Source organism: Peribacillus sp. 05N428 (assembly GCF_056397085.1).
The window spans coordinates 346294-367299 of record NZ_JBFTMS010000001.1 but is presented as its reverse complement, the minus strand read 5'-3'; the positions used below and the strand labels follow the sequence as shown (position 1 = coordinate 367299).

Here is a 21006-nt window from a genome sequence, read left to right as displayed (position 1 = left end):
GATAAGAAATAATCGGATTTAGTAAGATATATAGAATCCCTTGATCCTCCAGGTATTGAATAACAGGAGAATGGTAATGCCCTGTAGATTCTAAAATGACCATAGGCATTTGCCCTGTCACCTCTTCAATTTCTTTTAGAAATTCTAAAAAATGATCTAACTCCTCTTTGATATGCTTCATTGAAAAGCTCTTCCCATACGGTTTAGATTGATCTAAAAATGCCTGAACTTGGCTCTCTCCTTTTGCCACATCCAGACCAACAACTGGATTCATTGTTTTTTCCTCCTCTACTTACTAACCAGTACCCCTAGCCCTCCATGTAGTGTCATAGCTTCGCTTGTTATACGAGATCTGTGTCCCAACCAGCCTCAAACATGTTTCTACAAGTAGGGGGCGGACAGTTTAGTTCACGGGATCAAGTCCCACGCACCCGTACGTCCTACCCTGGCTACTGATATAATAGATTCTATTAAAAAAAGGTCAACCAGTAAAAACTGGCTAACCTTATAATACGAACGCACCTGTTAGGATATTATTGCCTGTCATCGAGCTCTTCCATATCACTCATTATTTTTTTGTTCTTACTAAAATGAATAGCTATATATAAAAGTAAACCAAAACACCCACCAATTAGTACCTTAAAACCTGAACCAACAGCTGCCCATTCCAAGGCGTAGAAAATTATCACACCGAGAAGAACATATGAAAAAACTGTATTAATCAATATCATTCAGCCTTCTTCCTTAATTGACGTACTATATAAATTCTATTTCAAATGCATTATTCCTTGTTGAACTAACCTGCCCCTTTAGTTCATTAAGCAAAAAAGCCACCACATGGCAGCTCTGAATCTCAACTAACCGTTAGTTGAAAAAGGAACTTACTGTATAACTTTAATTATCATAGTTAGAAACATAATAAACAATAAAACTATATGTATCCATACCATACATTTTACGATTAATCCCGCCCAGACTTTCTTTCGTAAACCATAGTGAAGGACAATAGAAAAAACTAAGAGACTGACTATTCCACGAAAGATACTACCATCTACAAAGAATAAAACTACATTTATCAATATGGATATAATAAATAAAATGACATATACCTTATATATCTTTTCTTTTCTTTGTACCTCGTGTTGGAATTGATACATTACTTTTCACCCCGTGTTCCTCATATCCTTGATTAATTGATTATACCTTCTTCATTAAGCTGCCCCGATAGTTGCATAAGAAAAAGCTGCCTCAGCAACCTTCCTTATTGAAGTAAAGCACCTGTTAGTTTAACAAGAAAATATAATTAACTCTGATACACTTTTCCAAAAAGAATTTTTAATCTATGTTGAAGTAATTTATCTTCTTTAACTATTTCTAAACTATAAATATGTGATGTAAAATCATCATAATAATTTTCATTTTCCCAATATCGATTAATGTGTGCTATAAGCCTAATAATTAGATGGCACCAGTCCCAATGTTCTGTAGAAATCTTCCCTGAAGGAATAGGAAAAAAGAATTGATTATCCTTTAAACTTTTTATTAGGCTATCTCTAATCTGGTCATCAGTCGTTGAAATTATTAGTTCATTAATTTCTCTTAAATAAGAATAATTGCTGTACCTACGTTCAAAAAAACATTTCTCTATTAGTTTTATCAATTGTTCATAGTATTCAATTTTTAAAGCTGCCTTTATAATATTATATTTCTTGCTTCTTCACTTTCAATATTAAAATCCCACAAATCAATATCATTTTGACTAATACTTTTTTCTAGGTCGATATAATTAGAGATATTGTTTTTTACATTATTCAGGATATCCTCATTACTAACCCCAAATTCAATGGATAAAACCTCACACCATAGATTACCGAAATACAGACTTCGAAGTTTGGTGCCGTTGTCATTAAGAAATTTCTGTACAAAGATATCCGTTAATATCTGCAATTTATGTACAGTGAAATAATTATGTACACACAATCAATTAGACGAAAACAAATGTTATATAAGCATATGGATATAATTTTAAATAATGTACATGAACATTTATGGAGATACCTTAAGCTCCGTTAAGAGGAGTCGAACGGATCATCGGATTTGTGTAATAGCATTGGCGATATGAACAACGTAATTCACCTCGTCTATAAGTTTAACATGGCGCAGGGAGAGCGAACTAAGTAGATTATTGGAAAAACCCCGACCTAGTGGCCGAGGTTAGCTAATTATGCGCGATATTTCAGTAAATTGCTCCTTTGTGCACTGAATAAGGGTTTTGTACTCCTCGCCTTCTTCGTCGAATAAATAAAGGTAAGCGTTTGAAGTTTCTTTTTTCATTGCTCGGACTGCTATATCAGTGATTGCACCGACTGAACCTACAAGAGCAGTACTTAGAATCGAGCTGTTTGTAGATTTCCCGACGTTTCGACTTTCACCATGTTCCCACTCAATCCTGGAAAGTTTGAAGTGTTTTTGTCCAAATGCAGTTGTAACCTTGACCTCACCTGGCTGCCCCCACCTCATTATAGTCATTCTGTTAACGCTTTCATTACCTTCGACACCACCAGTTAATACGTGACCGCCTGCCAATACGCTAACTTGAATCCGAGGTTTAATAACCTGTCTCCAAAATCCCATAAAAGCACCTTCCCTCTTAATTTTGTCATATAATTATATGTACGCATCCGCCTATGAAAGGGTTCATTTTTCCATAGGCTTCCGCAGTTAATCGTTATATATCTTCGTGTTTCTTCGGAAAGAATGAACCCGTGATCTGTCCGAAGTTCATCACAAGCGCTCCGATAATAAGGTTCCGCGTCTGCTCATCGCCGTAAAACACAAATAAGGCCGCCGACAAAACGATCAGCAGTCCGAAGGAAAAGAGATACTGGAATTTAATCCGCTTGATAATCGTCATCATCAGAACATCACCGCCCAAGTCTTCGCGCCAACTATTCCGTCAGCCGAAAGCTTCTTACGTTTCTGATACACTTTGACCGCTGCCGCCGTTGCTTTACCGTAGATACCGTCAGGCTTAACGCCGACCGCGAATCACTTTGGGGGGGCAGTATAATAATTTAATTGTTCCTTGCTATATTGCCATATAATTTTTATTTTTTAATTGTTTTAACAATGCAGCTCGGCTGTTTGAACCGTACACGCCATCGACTTCTCTCGGAAGATATACACTCTGAAATCTTCTCATAGCATCAGTAGTATGTAGTCCCCAATGCGAATCAATTTCTCCGACGGCTTGCTTAGTAACTCCAGATTTTACTGGTACGTCCTTAAATACAGGTCGACCATTTTGTAAATCCTTTACTGTTAATCCACCTGTCATTTCAAAATGCGGTGGATAGCAGAAACCTTTCCAATCTCCACCCCATGCGAAGCCAGTGAATTGTTTACCGTTTTTCATTTTATTTTTAATTTGATATTGATTACTGCATCAGTTTGAAATATAACTTTTCCGTTCTTCGCTATTTCATTTTCGATTAACCATTTTTTATGTGACCGTAACTTGAGTACTCAAGTTACAAAGAAATCATACCGACATATTCATACTTGGTTTTATTCCCCAATCCGTGTTCACTCATATCGAAGATTGTTTCTGCTTCAATACTCGGAATGTACACAGACTTGTTTACCTCAACATTTTTACCATTAAATCATTCTCCCTTAATGTCCAATACTCAATTAGTCTCTAGCCTTCTGTCATACGGATCATATCATGCATGGAATGATTCACGGTTAACACTCCCTTAGTTAGACAAATAAAAAAGCCTGAGCATTGTGCCCAGACTCCTATACAGAAATCATTTTTGGTATGTTGGTTTCTTAATTGCTATCAAAAGCCAAAAGACCATGAATATTGGAATAAAAAATAAATTTAAATTAATTCTTTTATCAACGATAATTGAAAAAACATCGTTGATAATTAAACAAACTAAGCTTAATAAAATGCATAAAAGCAAAGAATGTAACGATAATTTCAGCATTTTTATTCTCGAAAAGTCAGGTATGTCAAACAATGTGTTTCCCCCTTAGTTTCGGATATTTTACCAGTATCCTAGTGCTTTACAAGCCTTTTTAACTTTAGGCTTCTTTTTACCCCATTTGTGGCAAGCGGAATAAGCTCCTGATTTATACAAGTCTTGAACTATTAAAGTAGCAACAGTCATCCCAACAACAGCCCAAATACAAGTTTTAAAGCCTACTTCGTCTATTTGAATAAAATCGTCTTGTTTAAGTATTTTCCTTCTCTAATAATTCTTTTGCGTTTTAATTTCTCTTTAATCATCCGAATAAATCCCAATAAATTCCTGTTTGAGATTGTTAACTTCGCCAGTAGGGCATTATTCATCAAATCTTTACATGATTAATACATTTATTGAACTTATCTATTTTATAATTAAATCACAATTTAATAATTCACATCATATGGAGGATACAATCATGGAAATAAATGAAAGGCAACCATTTGAGTCTTTTTTATCTCCTCGTCAACTTACTGAGCTAAAAATCTTATCTATTAAAACAAACATAGCTTTCCATGAATTATTAGCAATGCCATCAATAATCTCACTTCTAGAGAAACTGAACAATACTACCGAACTAAATAATGAGCTTAATAATAAAGAAATGATATTAAGAAATAAAGTTTTCATTAATAAAAATAAAGAAGTATTAAAAAAGACACAAAAAGCACTCGACCAATTAGGTTAAGTGCCTTTTCTGTGTATTACATTCTAAAAAAGAATAAGACATCACTTGGTTAAAGTGGATGTCTACTTTTTCTTATGTTTTCCATCTCTTTCATTACATAATAAAAAGCCACCCTTTTGGGACGACTTAAATTTTGTTAATAATAAAATTTCAGACTTAATGATTCCAAAACACTTTTTATTTAATTTTCTCAATCGGTATATTTAACACATTCCATAAAATTAATATCCATACTATAGATACCCCCAAGCTAATAAGGGTTTTTTATAATGTATTCGAAGTATTGAAAACATAGCGATATTAAACAACACAGACCACCAAATATTCCAACCATTGTAATGGTTTATCAAGTCTAAATACTTAAGGTTAATTAATTCGATTGTCGAATACAGAAAAACCCAAAAGGCAATCCAAAATGACTGTTTCCGTTTCGATTGAGGGAAACGACCAAGGTATATCATAATTGTTGAAGGATACGCCATAAACATAATAATCAGCGAAATAATTAGGTCATTTCTCAGGATGTGTACACCAAAAAATATTTCTTGATAAGCCCACAGTTGATGATTATAGAGTAAACAACTATATAGAAGATCACCGATAATAAAGAATAAGATGGTCGGATAATAATCCTGCCATCTCCTCCAATCGCCCCATTTAATTCCTGCTAATAAAAAAAGAGCAATAAATACAAAGTGCATATTCTTCTCCAATGTTTTTTACTACATTATTCCCATCCTGTTAAAAAGGTATGCAAAAAAGCACTCAAGTTACGAGCGCTTCCTGTGTGGTTAAAATTAATGAATATCTCTCTTTTTGAATCTTCCTCCACGTACTTCCGCGATATTTGCCATTGCTAAGAAAGATGAAGGGTCGATTTCTTCAACAATTGTAGTTAACTTGGATTCTTCAAGTCTGGTAATTACACAGAAAATAACCTTCTTGTCTTCTCCAGTAAAAGCACCCTCACCATGTAAATATGTTACACCCCGTCCTAATCGGCTATTGATTGCATCACCTATCTCTCTTGCTTCATCGCTAATTATCCACACTGACTTTGTTTCTTCCATTCCAGTAATAACAATGTCAATGGCTTTAGCAGCTATTACATAAGCTAAAATTGAATACATAGCTCTATCCCATGTGTAAACGAATCCGGCAGAACCAAGTATGAATAGATTGATGAACATAACAATTTCGCCAACAGAAAAAGGCACTTTTTTACTTATTACAATTGAAAGAATTTCTGTACCATCAAGAGCACCACCGTTACGAATTACTATTCCTACACCTATACCTAAAAAAATCCCGCCAAAAATTGTAGCAAGAAGGATATCTTCAGTGAAGGGTGGGATAGGATGAAAATATGTCGCAAAAATGGAAAGCATTATAATTCCATATATAGTAGATATAGCAAATGTTTTTCCAAACTGTTTATATCCCAAATATACAAATGGTAGGTTTAATAGAAAAAGAAAGATTCCCAGTTTTATACCGGTAATGTGAGAAAGCATAATTGAAATGCCTGTAATACCACCATCAATTACATGGTTGGGAATTAAAAAGATTTCCAATCCAGTGGCCATAAGCAAAGCACCAATTGTAATAAGAATGATCCGTTGGGCAATTACCAAAGGAGGTAACTTTTTATGCTGCTTTTTAAGTGGTAAAACTTCCGTCAGAAAAATCACACCTTTTATTATTCATTTATTATTATTATATCCTAATATCAAATCATGAAAAATAACTTTGAATATAGAAGTTCTAACTTTGTTCCATCTTCCCAATTTAGCCAAAATAAAAACCGCTATTCTTGTTAGCGTTTGATTGTTGTTATTGGTTTTCACATCGTTACCCAAGCACCAGCTTTTCTAATTCTGAATATTCCATTCCCTCTAAAAGTAGAGCCATCTGCACAATCGTTGGGTGCTGCAGCGAAGTTACCTGATAAATCCACTAACCAATCAGATGAACCCCTAATACTGACGAAGCATTGTTAGGACTCACATATGCTGAAGCGTAACATCCTGAAATAGCTCCTGTACCTGATTTTGCAGTTTGGATACAATACAGAGCTGAACCTGTCTCTAAAATAACATTGATAATGGCAATTCTTCTGAATGTGTACTTAGTAGCAGATATGTATATCCCTGCATTGACAGGGTTTAGTATGATTCCGCCATTTATATTAAAACGGGATGAGAGTGAACCAAAATCCCCACCTGCTAACGTCCAATAATCGCGCCTAGGGTGTTCATAAGTAAATCATTAATATCCGTAATCCTATGATTTTGCAATTACTTAGCTCAATAGCCAATGAAAAAAAGAACCCAGCACTGCAGTATTTTTAATTGTTCTAACTGCGGCCAATTAGTTGGCAATAAAGAACCTAACGGTATAAATAGAATAAGGTTCAAAATATATGTAGTAATACCTTCAGAAGAAAATGGTAGTGAATTGATTTCAAGTGAAAGGTAGAAAAAGAAAAACATACACCCATAGAAAATGATTAATAGATAAATCCTTTTGCGCCTTTAATAAAAAATACAATTTGAAACACAATACAAAAAATAATAGTACAAAAATAAGTATAAAAAACTGTAAGTGTAAGCAGATAGAATACGTCTCCTACTTTACATTGAAACCTATGACTTTATCATTTTTGAACCTAATTCAATGTGGTCACAATCACTCCATCAATATTATTACCAGATATTTCATACTGTTCATTCGCTGGTACTTCAACTTCAATTGTCCCGTTTTGAGATATGGGATAATATGAAATTGTATATTTTTTCCCTTCAACACTAATAGAAATGCTCTTTTCTTCTTTTAAATAATCCAAATATTCTTCTAAAGCTAAATTCATTCCCTGCATGATCGCACTGTGAGGCAAGCCGACATAGCGAATATGCCATGGTTCATATTGAATTCCTGTAATATCCGTTTTATTCGCGGGATAGCGTAAGATAAAGCCGTTTTTCCAAGAATTTTCTTCTATCCACTCTCCTTCAGGTGCTTCTTTCATCTTCATTTGAGTAGACCCTACATCGAGTGCTAATCCTAAATTGTGTTCGCTATGCCCGGCTGGCAAAGCATAGTCAGCCCCCATCTCCTTGTACAGTTTGTTTTGCTCATCAAAGTCTCGATAACCACTGTTAATTAAGAAATTACTAACCCCATCCTCTTCAGCCGCAGCTATCATCTCCGAAAATTTTTCAGCCATTTCTTCTGATAATTTTATTTCATTATTAAATAACTCGTATCCGGTATTTAATTCTTTGTGTGTAAATAAATTTATGATATCCGATTTTATGCCAGCTTGTTCAACAGCATATTCACTGTTAACCAAAAGCAGATTCCCTTGATGGATCTGCTCTTCTGTAATCTCAATCTTTTGAGAATTTTCAATAGCTGTATTGTCATTTTGTTCATAAAGTTGATCCTCTACTTTATCTTGGAATATCGGTAATATCTTAAAAAGAAAAACTAGAAATAATGCAAAAACCAATAAAAATCCCCACTTTTTCATTTTTTAGTCTCCTCCTTGATGTAACTTGTTTATAGGATAGGAAAAACTTTTAAAATAAAAAGTGGGGTAAACATTAAATTTTTCTTAAATTTTCACATGGATCTTATTATTATTCTTCTCCGCCATTGGTAATCGGACTTCAAATATAGTGCGTATTAAATCACTTGCGGCAGATATTGTCCCATTGTGTTGCTCTACAATATTCTTCGCAATGAATAAACCGAGACCTGTACTATTTTCTTGATGAGTTCGTGCTTTGTCACCAGTATAAAGCATATCAAAAATATGAGGCAGTTCATCTGGAGGAATGGCGTCCCCATAATTGATAACTTGAATAACCACTTCCTCTGAATCAATAAAACCGTTGATATCTACAAACTGCCCCTCATACCCATAGCGATTTGCATTAATCAGAAGATTTTCAAACACACGTGCCAATAACTCTCCATCACCCATAATAGATAAAGGGGAAGTAATATTCATTCTTGCTATCAAATCGTTTTTCTCAAAGACAGGATACAATTCTTCTTTCAATTGAACAAGAAGCTCACTTAAATCGATTTGTTTCTTTTCAACTGGTAACATCCCATAATTCATCCTAGTTATTTCGAATAATTCATCAATTAACCTTTCCAAGCGTTGAGATTTGGTAAAGGCAATCGTTAAATAATGCCTGATCTGATTTTCAGTCAAATTATCATCCTTAAGGATTAAATCTAAATAACCTAAAACAGAGGTAAGAGGTGTGCGCAAATCATGAGCCAAATTAACCACTAATTGCTCTTTACTACTCTCCGAAAAGTCGCCCCTTTCTATGGCTTGTTCCAACTTTTCACTTGCCAGATTAATGCCTTGTGCAATATCACTAAATTCATCATTTGACAATATTTGAACTCGATGCTTAAAGTCACCCTGAGCGAGATAATGAATTCCTTTTGAAATCTCATTGAAATAGGCAGAATAGGGTTTTGTAAGTAAAAAGAAAAATAATATCGAAAGCGTAATAAATAAAAGCAAAAAGACGTTAAGGTCTCCAATATTTTGTGTGATTTTGCGAAAATAAGCTAGTGTATCTCCATGATTAACATTTGTATAATAATACAATTGGAGTACTTTAAAGAGGAAATATGTTATGACACTAGACAACAACATGCTTAAACCTAACAATATGATCATTTTTGAACGAAAGCCTCGTAGAATATTACCCATTGAATTTATAACCTACCCCCCATACAGTTTTTATCAATTTGTTTTTTCGTTTATCCTCTTCAAGTTTTTTCCGCAAAGTACGAATATGAACCATAACGGTATTCCCACCTTCATAGTATGCATCCCCCCATACCTTCTGAAAAATATCTTCTGCATTATAGACTTTATTTGGATTACTGGCTAATAAATATAAAATTTTGAACTCTTTCGGTGTTAACTCAATATTCTTACCATATAGAGTAACTGTACGTTGTTCAGGAGAAATCGTTAATCCTCCAAATTCCAAGTTTGAACTCTGTTTGTATTTAGGTTGATTCAATTTCATAAAGCGCCTCAGCTGTGCATTTACCCGAGCTACCAATTCAATGGGTATAAATGGTTTCGTCATATAATCGTCTGCTCCAATCACGAGTCCCTGCACTTTATCAAAATCAGACGTTTTAGCGCTCAAAAAAATAATGGGCATATTATGTTTTTCGCGAATGCGACGTGTAACTTCATATCCATCCATTTTCGGCATCATAATATCCAAAATCAGTAAATCAATTGGTTGAGTCTGGATAACATCAATGGTTTCTTGCCCATCCGATACCTTAATGACACGATACCCTTCTTTCTCTAAATGTATAGCAACCAAATCAGCAATCTCAACATCATCATCTGCTATTAAAATTTTTATATTTTCCATGTATTCCACCCCTAGAAAAAGTTATCATTAATCGTCAATAAGTGTTACGAAGTTGTATCATAAAAAAATCAGCTGTTTTTGCCGAATTCAATTATCACTTGTTTATTCCACAAGCTGCCCGATTATTGAATATAAGTCTTTGTAGTTCGTAACGCAATACCTCAAGTTTAGTATCCGCCTACCTGTTTAGAAAAAAGCTACGAATACATAAATAAAAGAGGGAGTATCATTTTCATGAAAGGTCCCAAAACGGGGTGATCTCGTTAACAAATTTGTTAAAAAACGTAACATCACCCATTAAGGTGAAAATGTTACAGCTTTAATATCCAAGATTAAAGTGAATTTTAGACACTTTACATAAACATTAGATTAACATTAATAGTAAAATCAGCATTATACAAAAGTTAATACTTTTAGACAGTTGTTCAAAATTTAATTGCAATTTCTATTGACTAAACGTTCATTCAATAATAAAATAAATCTGAAAATTCAGTGATAAAAAAGGAGGGGTTGCATTGGATTTACATTTCGAGGTTAATGGCAAGGGGCTTCCTGTTGTTCTTATTCATGGTGGTGGTGTTGATTTAAGGCAATGGACATTTTTAGCATCTCTTTTAACTGAAAATTACCAAGTGATCGTTTTTGATGGCCGTGGTGCCGGAAAATCCCCATCCCCCATAAAACATGCAAACTATGTAGAGGATGTATTGGCACTAATGGATTACCTGGAACTTAATCAGGCAACGATTATAGGTCATTCCATGGGCGGGCAGATTGCCACTGATTTCGCCCTTAATTACCCAGAAAGGGTATCGAAACTTGTATTAATTGCTCCTTCTTTAACTGGTTTTCCCTATTCAAAGGAGTTTGAACAATATCATAACAAGATATTGGAAAGTGCCCCCAATATAGATAAGATGTTAGAGCTTGCCCTTCATTCACCAACATATCAAGTTGTTATAGATAGTCCGCACAAAGATCTCACTGTCCAAATGCTCAGGCATCATTTCGGGCGCATGCGTAAGTGGCCCGCTGAATTCTGCATGATATGGCCACAGCCGCCAGCAATGGAACGATTAGAAGAATTGAACACCGAAACTTTATTCTTTATCGGCAAAAAGGACTTGGCAGATAATTTCCGAGTTGCCGATTGTTTCCGAAAGGTTCCAAACATCCGTTTCATCGAAATAGAGGATGCCGATCATATGCTGCCCCTCACCCATTCTGAAGTTTTATATCAAGAATTCACTGCTTTTATGGAGGATTGAAGACAAAATGCCACGTACACCAGAAGAGAATGACCGTATTCGCCAAGCATCCAAAGAAAAAATTCGCGCTGCAGCCATGGAGTTATTTATGAAACAAGGATATTACACTACTTCCATAAGCGATATAGCCAAGCAGGCGGGCATTTCGAAAGGGTTACTCTATAACTATTACAAAGGAAAAGAAGAGCTGCTTTCTGAAATGGTCGACGCCAGAATCAGGGAAGTGGTGGAAGTCATGGAAGAAGCGTTCACCCTAAATACACCTCGTGAACAGCTTGAACATATTATCAATGGTGCCATTGATAATATCCTCCAAAAACCAGAAGTCCACCGGTTCTATCTACACCTTCAAACTCAGCCAGAGTCTGATGAAGAGTTGATAAAATACAGTCATCTCATACTTGAAGAAAATGCTAGACAATTTGAGTTTCAATGTAAAATATTTGAAAGTATGGGTGAAAAGGATCCAAGGAAACGATCGTTATATTTTTCATCTGTGCTACAAGGAATTATGTTGATGATATCCACCTATCAACCAGGGTTTCCGGTAGAAGAAATAAAGAACCAGATTATAAGGGAGTTTTGTAACTAGTCTACCGTTTTATAAGTCATATCTTGAATAAAGATTAATAGAGGAACTTAGACAATCGGGTGCTAATATGGAGAAAAATGAGATCGTCAACAAAAAAATCTCCATGATTATCTATAGGCCCTATTTTATGCCTAAAGTTCTAACAATTAATAGCTGGATTCTTTGTGATCTTGTTAAGATGATCCCGTTATAAAAAAATCTCTTCAGAAACCTAACTGAAGAGATTTTTTTCGTGAAGGCCGGCTTGAACTAAAACGATAAATGAAGACGTTAATCTCTGCCCATCTATTCTACTAACAGAATACCGTCGGCAATCGGGCGTTCACCTGCTGCATCAGATGGTCTTGTGACTCGGTCATCCCCAACTGTCATGGTCGTCGATCCGCCGCCGTCAAGATTGATGGCATCGACTGCCCCTAATGACTTCATGACTTTCGCACTTTCTTCAAAATTAGCTCCCACGCTCCATCCAGGTGCGCGTCCATCAATGGTGACAAATAATAGATTGCCATTCTCTTTGATTCCTGCAAGCGTTCTTGGATTACGACGTTCCCCAAAACGATAATAAAACCCTGGATCTTCTTCCCAGTGAAAGCCTTCCTCTACGGCATTAATGGAAATTTCTCCGTTTTCCAATAATCGAGGACCTCCATTGATCATACTTATAGTTTGGTCTAATTTTAATTGCTTTCCATCCCCGATGATTTTACTTTTCACTTGAATCTTCATTCCTTGTCGGGCATGGTCACGAAGCCACTTTGCCGCCTCACCCGTTCCCGCAAGAACAGAACCACTGCTTGGAATGTCTCCCCCACGCTTGTTTCGGATTTCCGCCACTACCCCGGCATGATTCACTACCACTTCCATACCGTCGCCCGATTCTGTTTTTTCTCCAAATACGGACGTATATTGAATAAGTTCACTTTCATCCTTACAAGTAAAATCATGTTTTGCCCGTTCTGTTGTCGTATCTCCTCCAACACCGCCACAATTGCGGATTAATCCTGGCTTCCGATTTAACCCATCCACTTCCCTAACCGCACCATCAGATGAAGTAGCCTGTATCGACGTGGACACAGATGCAATGTTTGCCTTCTCTTCAACAGTAGATAAAATCAGAGCTGAACGGCCATTTATAGCTTCACTGACAAGTTGACCTTTGCTTGCGAGTATACCGGCAAGATCGCCTGGTGTTCCATCCTTTTCTCCCATAACAAAGTATCCAGCATTAACTCCTGCAATGGCATCCTTTCTATCAGATATTTGGGTCAATGTTTCTTTTCCTGCCACTGCACCATTAGCTAATTCAGGCACCACATGCCCATGAAATCGATCCTGATCCACTTCAAGGACGTTCACTACCCATGGTCCTGTTGTTTTCTCTCCGTCTTCACCCGTATACACAGTCCGAAGTCCCGTATATCCCTTTTCAGATAACTTGTTTCTCATTTCGGCTGCATCCGCTTCCAGCTGATATTGACCGATGCGAACAATGTACCCAAGCGCTCCCTTTTTCCGGTCATCCACGGCCCGATCCGATTCTTTAATGATATGAGCATTTTTGAAACCGTCTTTCTTTAAATTTTCCAACAATTTCTTTGCCTGCTTTTGGGTTTCTACAAATGCCACATCCAATGTATAAAAGTCTTTAGAAGATGTTTCACCACGATTGATTTTGGTATACTTTACTCCTGGTGCTAGATTCATGGAAGTTCTTTTCTCCTGCAAATTTGGGGTTCCAAGCGGAAGCAAATGATTTTTCGTTTGCACTTGTGATTGAACATTCAATTTTGCTTGAACTGGAGTTTCGGGAATGGCATTTACAAACATCACAGATGCCAGACCAATAGAGGCGATAGGCAAAATTGGCTTTTTCCATAATTTTTTCATTTTTTTCCTCCAATAAAGTTATGTCCTCCTTTAACTTTATTGTCTAAATGTGATGGAAAATTAAAAAAACTATTATATTTCAGTCAATTTTAAGTGAACAAAAATGAGTATAAATACTCGATAAATATTACAATTCAAATTTGGATTGAATAAATTTTGAGTATTTTGTCTTTGTATACAGTTAATCAAAAGTTTTGCTGGCTCATCGTGAATATTATAAGATATGTGTGGGATTATCTCCTAGGAGGCGAAATTTATGGAGACAGTAAAAAAGAACTTGTTGTTAATACCAACCATTTTGTCGGTTATCAATGTTATCTGCCTTGCTTCATTCCTTATTGGACTTAGTGTTATGAACCACCCAATTTCAAGCATTTTAACTGATCTTGGCTTGTTATGCCCATTGATCGCAACTTCATCATTCTTCTATTTAGTGATTAAAGTCAAAAAGCATTCCGCATTAAAGTACTTTCATTTCGTAAATGCGGTTACATTTCTTGTCCCCATATGTATTCTTACGTTTCTTATCCTTCGATTCTTAAACGATTGGGATATTCACTTTTAAAATGACTGCTATTTTTTCATTTTACAAAAAAAGCCCTCATAGGGCTTTTTTGCTAAGCTAATTTTAAGCATAATAGTTCTATTCCATTTCAAATATCATCCAAATAGTTTTGCAAAGGTATTTTCACCGGCGATGCCGTCTGCAGATAATCCATTGTCCCTTTGAAATGCCTTCACAGCTATTTCCGTTCCGCTTCCAAAGATACCATCCATGCCATGTGGATTATGTCCTTCCAAATAAAGTGCAGCTTGAAGGATATAAGTGATATTCCCTTCCGCCCCTTCCCTAACATTAGGTGAAGCCGCTTTTGTTTGGGGTCCCCATATTCCATCAACCTTAATCTTTGCACCATATTGTTTATTCAATTGGTTTGAAAACCCTTGATCAGGGCTTTTTTAGTATTGGGACCATAATATCCATCAACATCTATTTTTGTACTATATCTGCTATTTAATGTCCTCTGAATGGACTTGATAGTTTGATTGCCGCTGTCCTTTGCTGGTGTATCTTTTACAATGACTTCAGATTCGACTTGTGTAGCTGGTGGAGTGGTTCCATTCACTTTTGATATCAGTCTAGGCTTTGTTCCCGCATTTAACTGAGAATACGTCAGTCCGCCCGTCATATCCAAGTGCGGATAATCTTTAAAGTTTGACCAATCCCCGCCCCATGCAAAGCCCAAGGATTTACCAATAGCCGCTACACGTCTCCATTTTGCATCAACTGTCCATATGGCATTCTTTCCATCATCGCTGACGATGAAATAATCAATGGCTAGTCCATAGTTATGATAAGATTGACCTGGCATCGCGTTGGTCACTCTCGGTTTCGATAAATCACTATAGTTTTTACCATCGTATATATAACCTAGGCGACCTTGACCATATAGCTTTGCTTGCTCTTCCATAGACCGAAAACCTGCGCTGATTTGCACGAAAATGCCTTCTTGGTATGCCCGTTTAACCATTTACAAGGCTGATTCTTTTACGACTGGATGAATTCCGCTGCCCATATTCTTTTCTGAACGATCCAATAAAGTTTCTAATTTAACCGTCAATTCAATCACCTCCTAATATGTTAGGTGCTAATTAGGAAATGCTTGTACACCTCCTTGACGTTACAAAAAAATCGCCCTTTTTATGTGGATCTAGTATGCTTTCATCAAAAAAAGCACAACCCTTAATGGAATTGTGCTTTTTTATATTGGCTGTTTTCGCATACTTAGTTCCTATTTACCAAGTAGTGCGGTGTGGTTGATTTCCCCTCCAGATGCTCGCTTTCCGCGGGACGGGCGGTGAGCCTCCTCGGCGTAAACACCTGTGGGGTCTCACCTGTCCCGCTGCTCCCGCAGGAGTCTCGCACTTCCGCTCCAATCAACCTTAAATATGTTTCGTTTTAAAAACAACAATCTTTACGAAAAGAGCCTTTATATTAAAGTGGCTTATTTTGATCTTCTTTATCTTTACCAATGACTTTTATCAATTCATCCAGCTTTTCATTTCTTTCTTGATCTAATCTTGTCTTTGCATTGATGAATTTAATGATCTTAATTATGAAATAAACACTTAAAACAATAAGTCCCAAATAAAACAAAATCGGTATGATAGCAAAAAGCCCTATTAAACTGCTGGCTTGGTCCATGAATAATCCCTCCCAAATGTAAAATATAGTATTATTATACAGGAAAAACAAAGAAGGCGTCCGATATCGATTTATTATTCAAATAATTAATTTGCTTAAAAAAACTGAAGCTAGCTTTTAATTGTTCCAATTAGTCAGGGTAAAACAATATTCAAGGATTTGGGTCAGAAAAAGGGAGATGTTTAAGTTACCCATACAAAAACCCTTTATCTATTAAAATATAATATCATGACCATATTTTTCTTAGCGATCTAATCAAAAAATCCCTCGTATTTCTTTTATACATGATCCCTTTTTATAATAAGGCTTTCCATATCAAGGAACCTTGTCGACCTTTTCCGGGTATAAGAGGTTCGTGTATACGTAAGACCAAGAGTTTCCAAAAGTCTTGAAACTCCACCAAGTGTATACCACTCTCCTCAATCCTGTTCAAGCTCAGACAATTTTCAGCTAAAGTGTAATTCTTTAATTCGAATAAGGTTAGTGTTAACATATAGTAAGTATATCTTCCAATGAAGGAGCCAATCATGAATTCCAATATTTTATTGCGTAATAATGTAAAGATTAGAGGAAGAGGTACACGACCAATGATATTTGCACCAGGTTTTGGTTGTGATCAAAATGTATGGCAATCAGTTGCAAAAGATTTCGAAGATGAATACCATATTATTCTATTTGACTATGTTGGGTCAGGTAATTCAGATATACAGGCATATAATGTGGAAAGATACAGTACTCTTGATGGGTATGCACAAGACGTACTTGATGTTTGTTCCGCATTAGACCTAAAAGATGCTATATTTGTTGGACACTCTGTTGGATGTGTGATAGGCATCCTGGCATCCATTAAACATCCTGAATATTTTTCTAAACTTGTCCTGGTTGGTCCTTCCCCTTGCTACCTGAATCTCCCTAATGATTATTATGGAGGATTCGAGAAAGAACAACTTTTAGGATTGATTGATATGATGGACAAAAATTACATAGGCTGGGCAACCGCTTTTTCGGGAACGGTCATGAGTAATCCAGATCGCCCAGAGCTTAAACGGGATTTAGAGAATCGTTTTTGTTCTACTGACCCCATTATTGCACGACAATTTGCGGAGGTTACCTTTTTTGCAGACAACCGTAAAGACTTAGCAAAAGTAAAAGTACCATCACTCATTTTGCAATGTTCCAATGATGTTATTGCTCCGTCAGCAGTAGGTGAATATATTCATAAGCATCTTCCTGATAGTACATTGAAAATGATGAAAGCAACAGGACACTGTCCACATATGAGTCATCCTGAAGAGACGATATTCTTAATTAGACAGTTTTTGGATGAATTTCCGACAAACGATTTATAGATAGAGATGGGTGTGAATTTTTGTGAATGAACAACTAAATGAGGCACCCTGCGGATATTTAACTTTATCAGAAGAAGATGATATTTTATCCGTTAATCAAACCTTACTTAAATTATTGGGGTATAATCTCGATCAATTGCAAGGGCAGCCTATTAATTTTATCCTTTCGGCTTCAGCTATACTCTTTCATCAGCTTTATCTGGTTCCTCTGATTAAGTTAGAAAATCAGATTGAGGAAATATATATATCCTTAAAGTCTGTAAATGATGAAGAAATACCTATGTTACTCAACGCTGTTCAAAGAGAGCGAGATGGAAGAACCATTATTGAGTGTGTGGTGATTCCAATGCGAAAAAGAAACGAATTAGAAAATGAGCTTCTTATAGCGAAAAAAGAGGCAGAGACCGCACTAAATGCTAGGAATAAGGCTTATGCTGATTTAGAGATTGCTCATGAAACGATGAAAATGCAAAAGAATAAGCTGATTGAATTGAACGAAAAAAATGAAAGATATAAAGTCGATACAGAAAGAGAACTGGGTATTGCCAAAAAAATCCAAGAGACACTATTACCAGTTCCTATTATTAATGAACATCTTGAAATTCAAGCGTATTATAAAGGGTCCAATCAATTATCGGGTGATATATATGGTTTTTACCAAATTGACGCCAAACGGTATGGCCTTATCCTATTTGATGTGATGGGGCACGGGCTTTCTTCTGCCCTAATAACCATGTCACTACATTCCATATTTGAAAGATTAATTTTAAAAGGTTCAGAAGTGAAAACGGTGATGAAAGAATTAGATGACCATCTCCATTCTTTATTCAAAAACACAAGTAAATCTTCTCATTACTGTACTGCCGTCTACCTTTTAATCGATACTGATAAGAGAGAAATTAATTATATCAATGCAGGCCATCCATCCGTTCTTTTACAGGATATAAACGGAAAACAATATGAGTTGCGTTCTAATCGGCCACCACTTGGGATGTTTGAAGATATAATTTTTAAAACAAATACCTTTACATACAATAAGGAAAGTATGCTGTGCCTTTATACAGATGGAGTTGAAGAACCTATAGGTTCAGACCGTTTATACTCATTGTTAAAGACCTATTCTGCTGCCCCTTTATCTACACTTAAGGAGGAAGTTATACAATCGCTTAGATATGAAGAGGACACTCTCCAACGTAAAGATGACCAATGTCTTATTTTAGTTAAACTAAAATAAAGCATCGGGATTGTGCTATCTGCTACATAAACTAATCCAAGTTACTGTTCAATTTCTTGGGAGTTCGTATAATGGATACTATGATCGAAACACCCTTCTATTTAGGGATTAACTTTAGTTCAATGAACTTTAATTTTCTATATCCCATGCTTAAAAACACTCAGCCATAATGGTTGAGTGTTTTTTTCATCTTTATATATTTCAGCACAATTCCACTAATATATATCACGCATGTCCAAATAAAAAAGGCAGCCACTAGGCCTGCCTCTGTTGAACAACTTATGTCCAGTCATTCATTTAGTGATTATTAAAAACGGCGCTTGTTTTTTTTGCATTTGCACTTACATTTACAACGCTTTCCAGGAAACCAGACTGTACTTGGGTCATTGTTCTCAAAACATTTTTCTTCATAACAACAATTTATCTCCATCCTAACACCCTCCTTACTATTGTATATGCATGGACTGATGGAAGGTGTGGACAAGTTGCTAAAATTTTAGACTGAATGCAAATCAATTTATCTTCCATGATTCTGGACAATTTCCGAAGTATGTGGAAGCAAACTGAAATCTCCCCAAGTTTTATGGCCAGGAATAAACGATCTTGCATCATTATTTTCGTTCAAACATATATGATTTCTCAACGATTAAACCATAATATAGTTATGTAAACAACTACTTGTCATTATTTTAATAATAGTTAATCGAAAAAACCTCAATATCAAGTATTTAACGACGCATTCGGAAAATGATGACGCGAACCGAGCAATTTTATCCCTCTTCTTAAGATGCGGCATCCGGTTGAATGAGTTATCCACCTTTAGCTACTAGACTTGGTTTACGAAGAAAAACACAATACTAGCAAGGGTGACGGTTTAGTTAACGGAGTTTAGCAATCTGGCGAAAGTTATTGACAATGATTATCATTCCTATTAATATGTTGATGTAGTCATTGAAAATGAATATCATTATTAATTAGACATTTTTTGGTATATTTTTAACCTACACTATAATTAGTAAGGAGAAAATCAAAATGAAAAAGCTATTCATACCCTTCCTACTCTTGTTCGTACTTATTCTTAGTGCCTGTGGGAACAACGAGAAAGCGAACGAAAATAATGATTCCAAGACAAAACCAGAAACAATTACATATCAATCAGAAACTGGTCCTGTTGAGATTCCTAAAAACCCAAAAAGAATAATTGCTCTCTCCAATGGACCTAATGTATTGGCTTTGGAAGGTAATATTGTTGGAATAGATCAATGGACTAATATGAATCCCCTTTTTCAAGATAGACTAAAGGGAGTGGAAGTCGTTTCAGAAGATGACCTGGAGAAAATCATTGAACTGGAACCGGACCTAATCATAGCCGGATCCGAGATGAAAAATATCGGAAAGCTTAATGAAATTGCTCCGACTGTTGTATTCACTTGGGGAAAATTAGATTATTTATCACAGCAGATAGAAATCGGAAAACTTTTAAACAAAGAAAAGGAAGCAAAAGAATGGGTTAATGATTTCGAAACGCGTGCAGAAACAGCAGGAAAAGCGATACGTGCAAAAATTGGTGAAGATGCAACCGTTTCTGTCATTGAAAATGATGCTAAAGAGTTTTATGTATTTGGAAATAATTATGCACGCGGAACAGAAATATTGTATCAAGCAATGGACTTGAAAATGCCTGAAAAAGTAAAAGAAAAGGCACTTAAATCCGGCATTTATGTCCTCTCATCTGAAGTGCTCCCTGAATATACTGGAGATTATATTATCTTTAGTAAAAACCCGGATGTGGTTAATTCATTTGTGGAGACCGAAACGTGGAAAAATATACCTGCAGTTAAGAACAATCGTATATTTGAAATAAATAGTAAAGCATCCACCTACAGTGATCCAATCACTCTAGAACATCTTCTGGAATTTTTCGAAAAATCATTTCTTAACAAATAGTATGCAATGAAGGAATTCTTTAAATCAGAATTCCTTCTTTAATATTTTATACTTGAATATCTTCGAAAAAACAAAAAGCACTTTTGCCTAAAAGGCAATCAAGTCATAATCATAGTCAACCTTAAATTCCCCTGTACTTTCTAAAGTAAATAAATTGGTCCATTGTTCTTGATTATTATCTTTAAATTCATCTGATAATTCTTTTAATTCATCTAAATATGTGCCTTTTATTTATTCTTCCATTAATTATTTGGTCTGTATACCCTTACCCGTGCAAAGGTTATAATCTATACACTTAATATTTAGGAATAAAGAAGGTGATAACTGGCTTTACCAGTTATCACCTTCTTAAACAAAATTATTAATAGA

The 21006-nt window shown here is 35.7% G+C and carries 23 protein-coding genes and 1 pseudogene; 7 read left to right on the top strand and 17 right to left on the bottom strand.

Features of this window, described 5'->3' with window-relative positions; all coding sequences use genetic code 11:
• From AC1DIV_RS01695 to AC1DIV_RS01670, 6 genes are all read right to left on the bottom strand, one after another.
• Positions 1 to 274, bottom strand: a 274-nt coding sequence (locus tag AC1DIV_RS01695) for an IS110 family transposase (RefSeq protein WP_477575661.1), incomplete at its 3' end; no start/stop codon positions are given.
• Positions 275 to 533: 259 nt separating this feature from the next.
• The gene (locus AC1DIV_RS01690; RefSeq protein ID WP_054399311.1) at positions 534 to 731 is read right to left on the bottom strand and encodes a hypothetical protein; all 198 of its coding nucleotides are present in this window, start codon (positions 729 to 731) and stop codon (positions 534 to 536) included.
• 1483 nt (positions 732 to 2214) lie between these two features.
• Complete coding sequence (locus AC1DIV_RS01685) at positions 2215 to 2634, bottom strand: acetate and sugar kinases/Hsc70/actin family protein (protein ID WP_340876333.1); 420 nt, start codon at positions 2632 to 2634, stop codon at positions 2215 to 2217.
• A 94-nt stretch (positions 2635 to 2728) separates the two neighbouring features.
• Positions 2729 to 2917 carry a hypothetical protein gene (locus AC1DIV_RS01680; RefSeq protein WP_048683874.1) on the bottom strand — a complete coding sequence of 63 codons (189 nt, stop codon included), beginning with the start codon at positions 2915 to 2917 and terminating at the stop codon, positions 2729 to 2731.
• Positions 2917 to 3021, bottom strand: a complete 105-nt coding sequence (locus AC1DIV_RS01675) for a peptidoglycan-binding domain-containing protein (protein ID WP_404826692.1) — start codon at positions 3019 to 3021, stop codon at positions 2917 to 2919. Before AC1DIV_RS01675 ends, AC1DIV_RS01680 begins: the two co-directional genes overlap by 1 nt.
• Positions 3022 to 3088: 67 nt before the next feature.
• Entirely contained in the window at positions 3089 to 3415 is a 327-nt protein-coding gene (locus AC1DIV_RS01670) for a hypothetical protein (RefSeq protein WP_340876332.1), read from the bottom strand.
• A gap of 1037 nt (positions 3416 to 4452) precedes the next feature.
• Here AC1DIV_RS01670 and AC1DIV_RS01665 point away from each other — a divergent pair.
• Entirely contained in the window at positions 4453 to 4722 is a 270-nt protein-coding gene (locus AC1DIV_RS01665) for a hypothetical protein (RefSeq protein ID WP_054395944.1), read from the top strand.
• Positions 4723 to 4955: 233 nt separating this feature from the next.
• On the opposite strand, the gene AC1DIV_RS01660 is transcribed toward AC1DIV_RS01665, so the two are convergent.
• The 6 genes and pseudogenes from AC1DIV_RS01660 to vanR form a co-directional block, all read right to left on the bottom strand.
• Complete coding sequence (locus AC1DIV_RS01660; RefSeq protein ID WP_340876329.1) at positions 4956 to 5423, bottom strand: CBO0543 family protein; 468 nt, start codon at positions 5421 to 5423, stop codon at positions 4956 to 4958.
• Positions 5424 to 5519: 96 nt separating this feature from the next.
• Positions 5520 to 6356, bottom strand: a complete 837-nt coding sequence (locus AC1DIV_RS01655; RefSeq protein WP_477575667.1) for a YitT family protein — start codon at positions 6354 to 6356, stop codon at positions 5520 to 5522.
• 597 nt (positions 6357 to 6953) lie between these two features.
• Positions 6954 to 7336, bottom strand: a pseudogene (locus tag AC1DIV_RS01650) (VanZ family protein); the annotation flags it as partial.
• Between the two features lie 54 nt (positions 7337 to 7390).
• The gene (gene vanY / locus AC1DIV_RS01645; RefSeq protein ID WP_340876327.1) at positions 7391 to 8254 is read right to left on the bottom strand and encodes a VanY-A/VanY-F/VanY-M family D-Ala-D-Ala carboxypeptidase; all 864 of its coding nucleotides are present in this window, start codon (positions 8252 to 8254) and stop codon (positions 7391 to 7393) included.
• 84 nt (positions 8255 to 8338) lie between these two features.
• Complete coding sequence (gene vanS / locus AC1DIV_RS01640; protein ID WP_340876325.1) at positions 8339 to 9463, bottom strand: vancomycin resistance histidine kinase VanS; 1125 nt, start codon at positions 9461 to 9463, stop codon at positions 8339 to 8341.
• Positions 9456 to 10151 (bottom strand): vancomycin resistance response regulator transcription factor, VanR-F/VanR-M family, encoded by a 696-nt coding sequence (vanR, locus tag AC1DIV_RS01635; protein WP_340876324.1) that lies wholly within the window; start codon positions 10149 to 10151, stop codon positions 9456 to 9458. Before vanR ends, vanS begins: the two co-directional genes overlap by 8 nt.
• Positions 10152 to 10666: 515 nt before the next feature.
• Here vanR and AC1DIV_RS01630 point away from each other — a divergent pair.
• Both AC1DIV_RS01630 and AC1DIV_RS01625 read left to right on the top strand, forming a co-directional pair.
• A complete protein-coding gene (locus AC1DIV_RS01630) occupies positions 10667 to 11419 on the top strand; it encodes an alpha/beta fold hydrolase (protein WP_340876323.1) in 753 nt (250 codons plus the stop codon).
• Positions 11420 to 11426: 7 nt separating this feature from the next.
• Positions 11427 to 12011, top strand: a complete 585-nt coding sequence (locus AC1DIV_RS01625) for a TetR/AcrR family transcriptional regulator (RefSeq protein WP_340876321.1) — start codon at positions 11427 to 11429, stop codon at positions 12009 to 12011.
• A gap of 285 nt (positions 12012 to 12296) precedes the next feature.
• Here the strand turns inward: AC1DIV_RS01625 and AC1DIV_RS01620 are convergent, their stop codons facing one another.
• Positions 12297 to 13901 carry a phosphodiester glycosidase family protein gene (locus AC1DIV_RS01620; RefSeq protein ID WP_340876320.1) on the bottom strand — a complete coding sequence of 535 codons (1605 nt, stop codon included), beginning with the start codon at positions 13899 to 13901 and terminating at the stop codon, positions 12297 to 12299.
• A gap of 256 nt (positions 13902 to 14157) precedes the next feature.
• On the opposite strand from AC1DIV_RS01620, the gene AC1DIV_RS01615 reads away from it, so the two are divergent.
• Positions 14158 to 14466, top strand: a complete 309-nt coding sequence (locus tag AC1DIV_RS01615; protein WP_340876319.1) for a hypothetical protein — start codon at positions 14158 to 14160, stop codon at positions 14464 to 14466.
• 95 nt (positions 14467 to 14561) lie between these two features.
• Here AC1DIV_RS01615 and AC1DIV_RS01610 read toward each other — a convergent pair whose 3' ends face one another.
• From AC1DIV_RS01610 to AC1DIV_RS01600, 3 genes are all read right to left on the bottom strand, one after another.
• On the bottom strand, positions 14562 to 14831 hold the full coding sequence (locus tag AC1DIV_RS01610; protein WP_340876317.1) for a peptidoglycan-binding domain-containing protein: 270 nt from the start codon (positions 14829 to 14831) through the stop codon (positions 14562 to 14564).
• Positions 14828 to 15400, bottom strand: coding sequence for a M15 family metallopeptidase (locus tag AC1DIV_RS01605; RefSeq protein WP_340876316.1), 573 nt, complete (start codon positions 15398 to 15400; stop codon positions 14828 to 14830). Before AC1DIV_RS01605 ends, AC1DIV_RS01610 begins: the two co-directional genes overlap by 4 nt.
• A 497-nt stretch (positions 15401 to 15897) precedes the next feature.
• The gene (locus tag AC1DIV_RS01600; protein ID WP_053534922.1) at positions 15898 to 16107 is read right to left on the bottom strand and encodes a hypothetical protein; all 210 of its coding nucleotides are present in this window, start codon (positions 16105 to 16107) and stop codon (positions 15898 to 15900) included.
• Between the two features lie 527 nt (positions 16108 to 16634).
• Here AC1DIV_RS01600 and AC1DIV_RS01595 point away from each other — a divergent pair.
• The 3 genes from AC1DIV_RS01595 to AC1DIV_RS01585 all read left to right on the top strand — a co-directional run bounded on the left by AC1DIV_RS01595 (position 16635) and on the right by AC1DIV_RS01585 (position 20637).
• Positions 16635 to 17456 (top strand): alpha/beta fold hydrolase, encoded by an 822-nt coding sequence (locus AC1DIV_RS01595; protein ID WP_340876315.1) that lies wholly within the window; start codon positions 16635 to 16637, stop codon positions 17454 to 17456.
• A gap of 22 nt (positions 17457 to 17478) precedes the next feature.
• Positions 17479 to 18690, top strand: a complete 1212-nt coding sequence (locus tag AC1DIV_RS01590) for a SpoIIE family protein phosphatase (RefSeq protein WP_340876314.1) — start codon at positions 17479 to 17481, stop codon at positions 18688 to 18690.
• Positions 18691 to 19722: 1032 nt separating this feature from the next.
• Entirely contained in the window at positions 19723 to 20637 is a 915-nt protein-coding gene (locus tag AC1DIV_RS01585; protein ID WP_340876313.1) for an iron-hydroxamate ABC transporter substrate-binding protein, read from the top strand.
• An 87-nt stretch (positions 20638 to 20724) separates the two neighbouring features.
• Here the strand turns inward: AC1DIV_RS01585 and AC1DIV_RS01580 are convergent, their stop codons facing one another.
• Positions 20725 to 20868 carry an immunity protein YezG family protein gene (locus AC1DIV_RS01580; RefSeq protein WP_340878515.1) on the bottom strand — a complete coding sequence of 48 codons (144 nt, stop codon included), beginning with the start codon at positions 20866 to 20868 and terminating at the stop codon, positions 20725 to 20727.
• Between the last annotated feature and the right edge of the window lie 138 nt (positions 20869 to 21006).

Excerpts from the sequence above, each read along its gene's own strand:
- AC1DIV_RS01690 (WP_054399311.1), bottom strand. The coding sequence starts at position 731 with ATGATATTGATTAATACAGTTTTTTCATATGTTCTTCTCGGTGTGATA.
- AC1DIV_RS01685 (WP_340876333.1), bottom strand. The coding sequence starts at position 2,634 with ATGGGATTTTGGAGACAGGTTATTAAACCTCGGATTCAAGTTAGCGTA.
- AC1DIV_RS01680 (WP_048683874.1), bottom strand. The coding sequence starts at position 2,917 with ATGATGACGATTATCAAGCGGATTAAATTCCAGTATCTCTTTTCCTTC.
- AC1DIV_RS01670 (WP_340876332.1), bottom strand. The coding sequence starts at position 3,415 with ATGAAAAACGGTAAACAATTCACTGGCTTCGCATGGGGTGGAGATTGG.
- AC1DIV_RS01665 (WP_054395944.1), top strand. The coding sequence starts at position 4,453 with ATGGAAATAAATGAAAGGCAACCATTTGAGTCTTTTTTATCTCCTCGT.
- AC1DIV_RS01660 (WP_340876329.1), bottom strand. The coding sequence starts at position 5,423 with ATGCACTTTGTATTTATTGCTCTTTTTTTATTAGCAGGAATTAAATGG.
- vanY (WP_340876327.1), bottom strand. The coding sequence starts at position 8,254 with ATGAAAAAGTGGGGATTTTTATTGGTTTTTGCATTATTTCTAGTTTTT.
- vanS (WP_340876325.1), bottom strand. The coding sequence starts at position 9,463 with ATGGGTAATATTCTACGAGGCTTTCGTTCAAAAATGATCATATTGTTA.
- vanR (WP_340876324.1), bottom strand. The coding sequence starts at position 10,151 with ATGGAAAATATAAAAATTTTAATAGCAGATGATGATGTTGAGATTGCT.
- AC1DIV_RS01625 (WP_340876321.1), top strand. The coding sequence starts at position 11,427 with ATGCCACGTACACCAGAAGAGAATGACCGTATTCGCCAAGCATCCAAA.
- AC1DIV_RS01620 (WP_340876320.1), bottom strand. The coding sequence starts at position 13,901 with ATGAAAAAATTATGGAAAAAGCCAATTTTGCCTATCGCCTCTATTGGT.
- AC1DIV_RS01615 (WP_340876319.1), top strand. The coding sequence starts at position 14,158 with ATGGAGACAGTAAAAAAGAACTTGTTGTTAATACCAACCATTTTGTCG.
- AC1DIV_RS01600 (WP_053534922.1), bottom strand. The coding sequence starts at position 16,107 with ATGGACCAAGCCAGCAGTTTAATAGGGCTTTTTGCTATCATACCGATT.
- AC1DIV_RS01595 (WP_340876315.1), top strand. The coding sequence starts at position 16,635 with ATGAATTCCAATATTTTATTGCGTAATAATGTAAAGATTAGAGGAAGA.
- AC1DIV_RS01585 (WP_340876313.1), top strand. The coding sequence starts at position 19,723 with ATGAAAAAGCTATTCATACCCTTCCTACTCTTGTTCGTACTTATTCTT.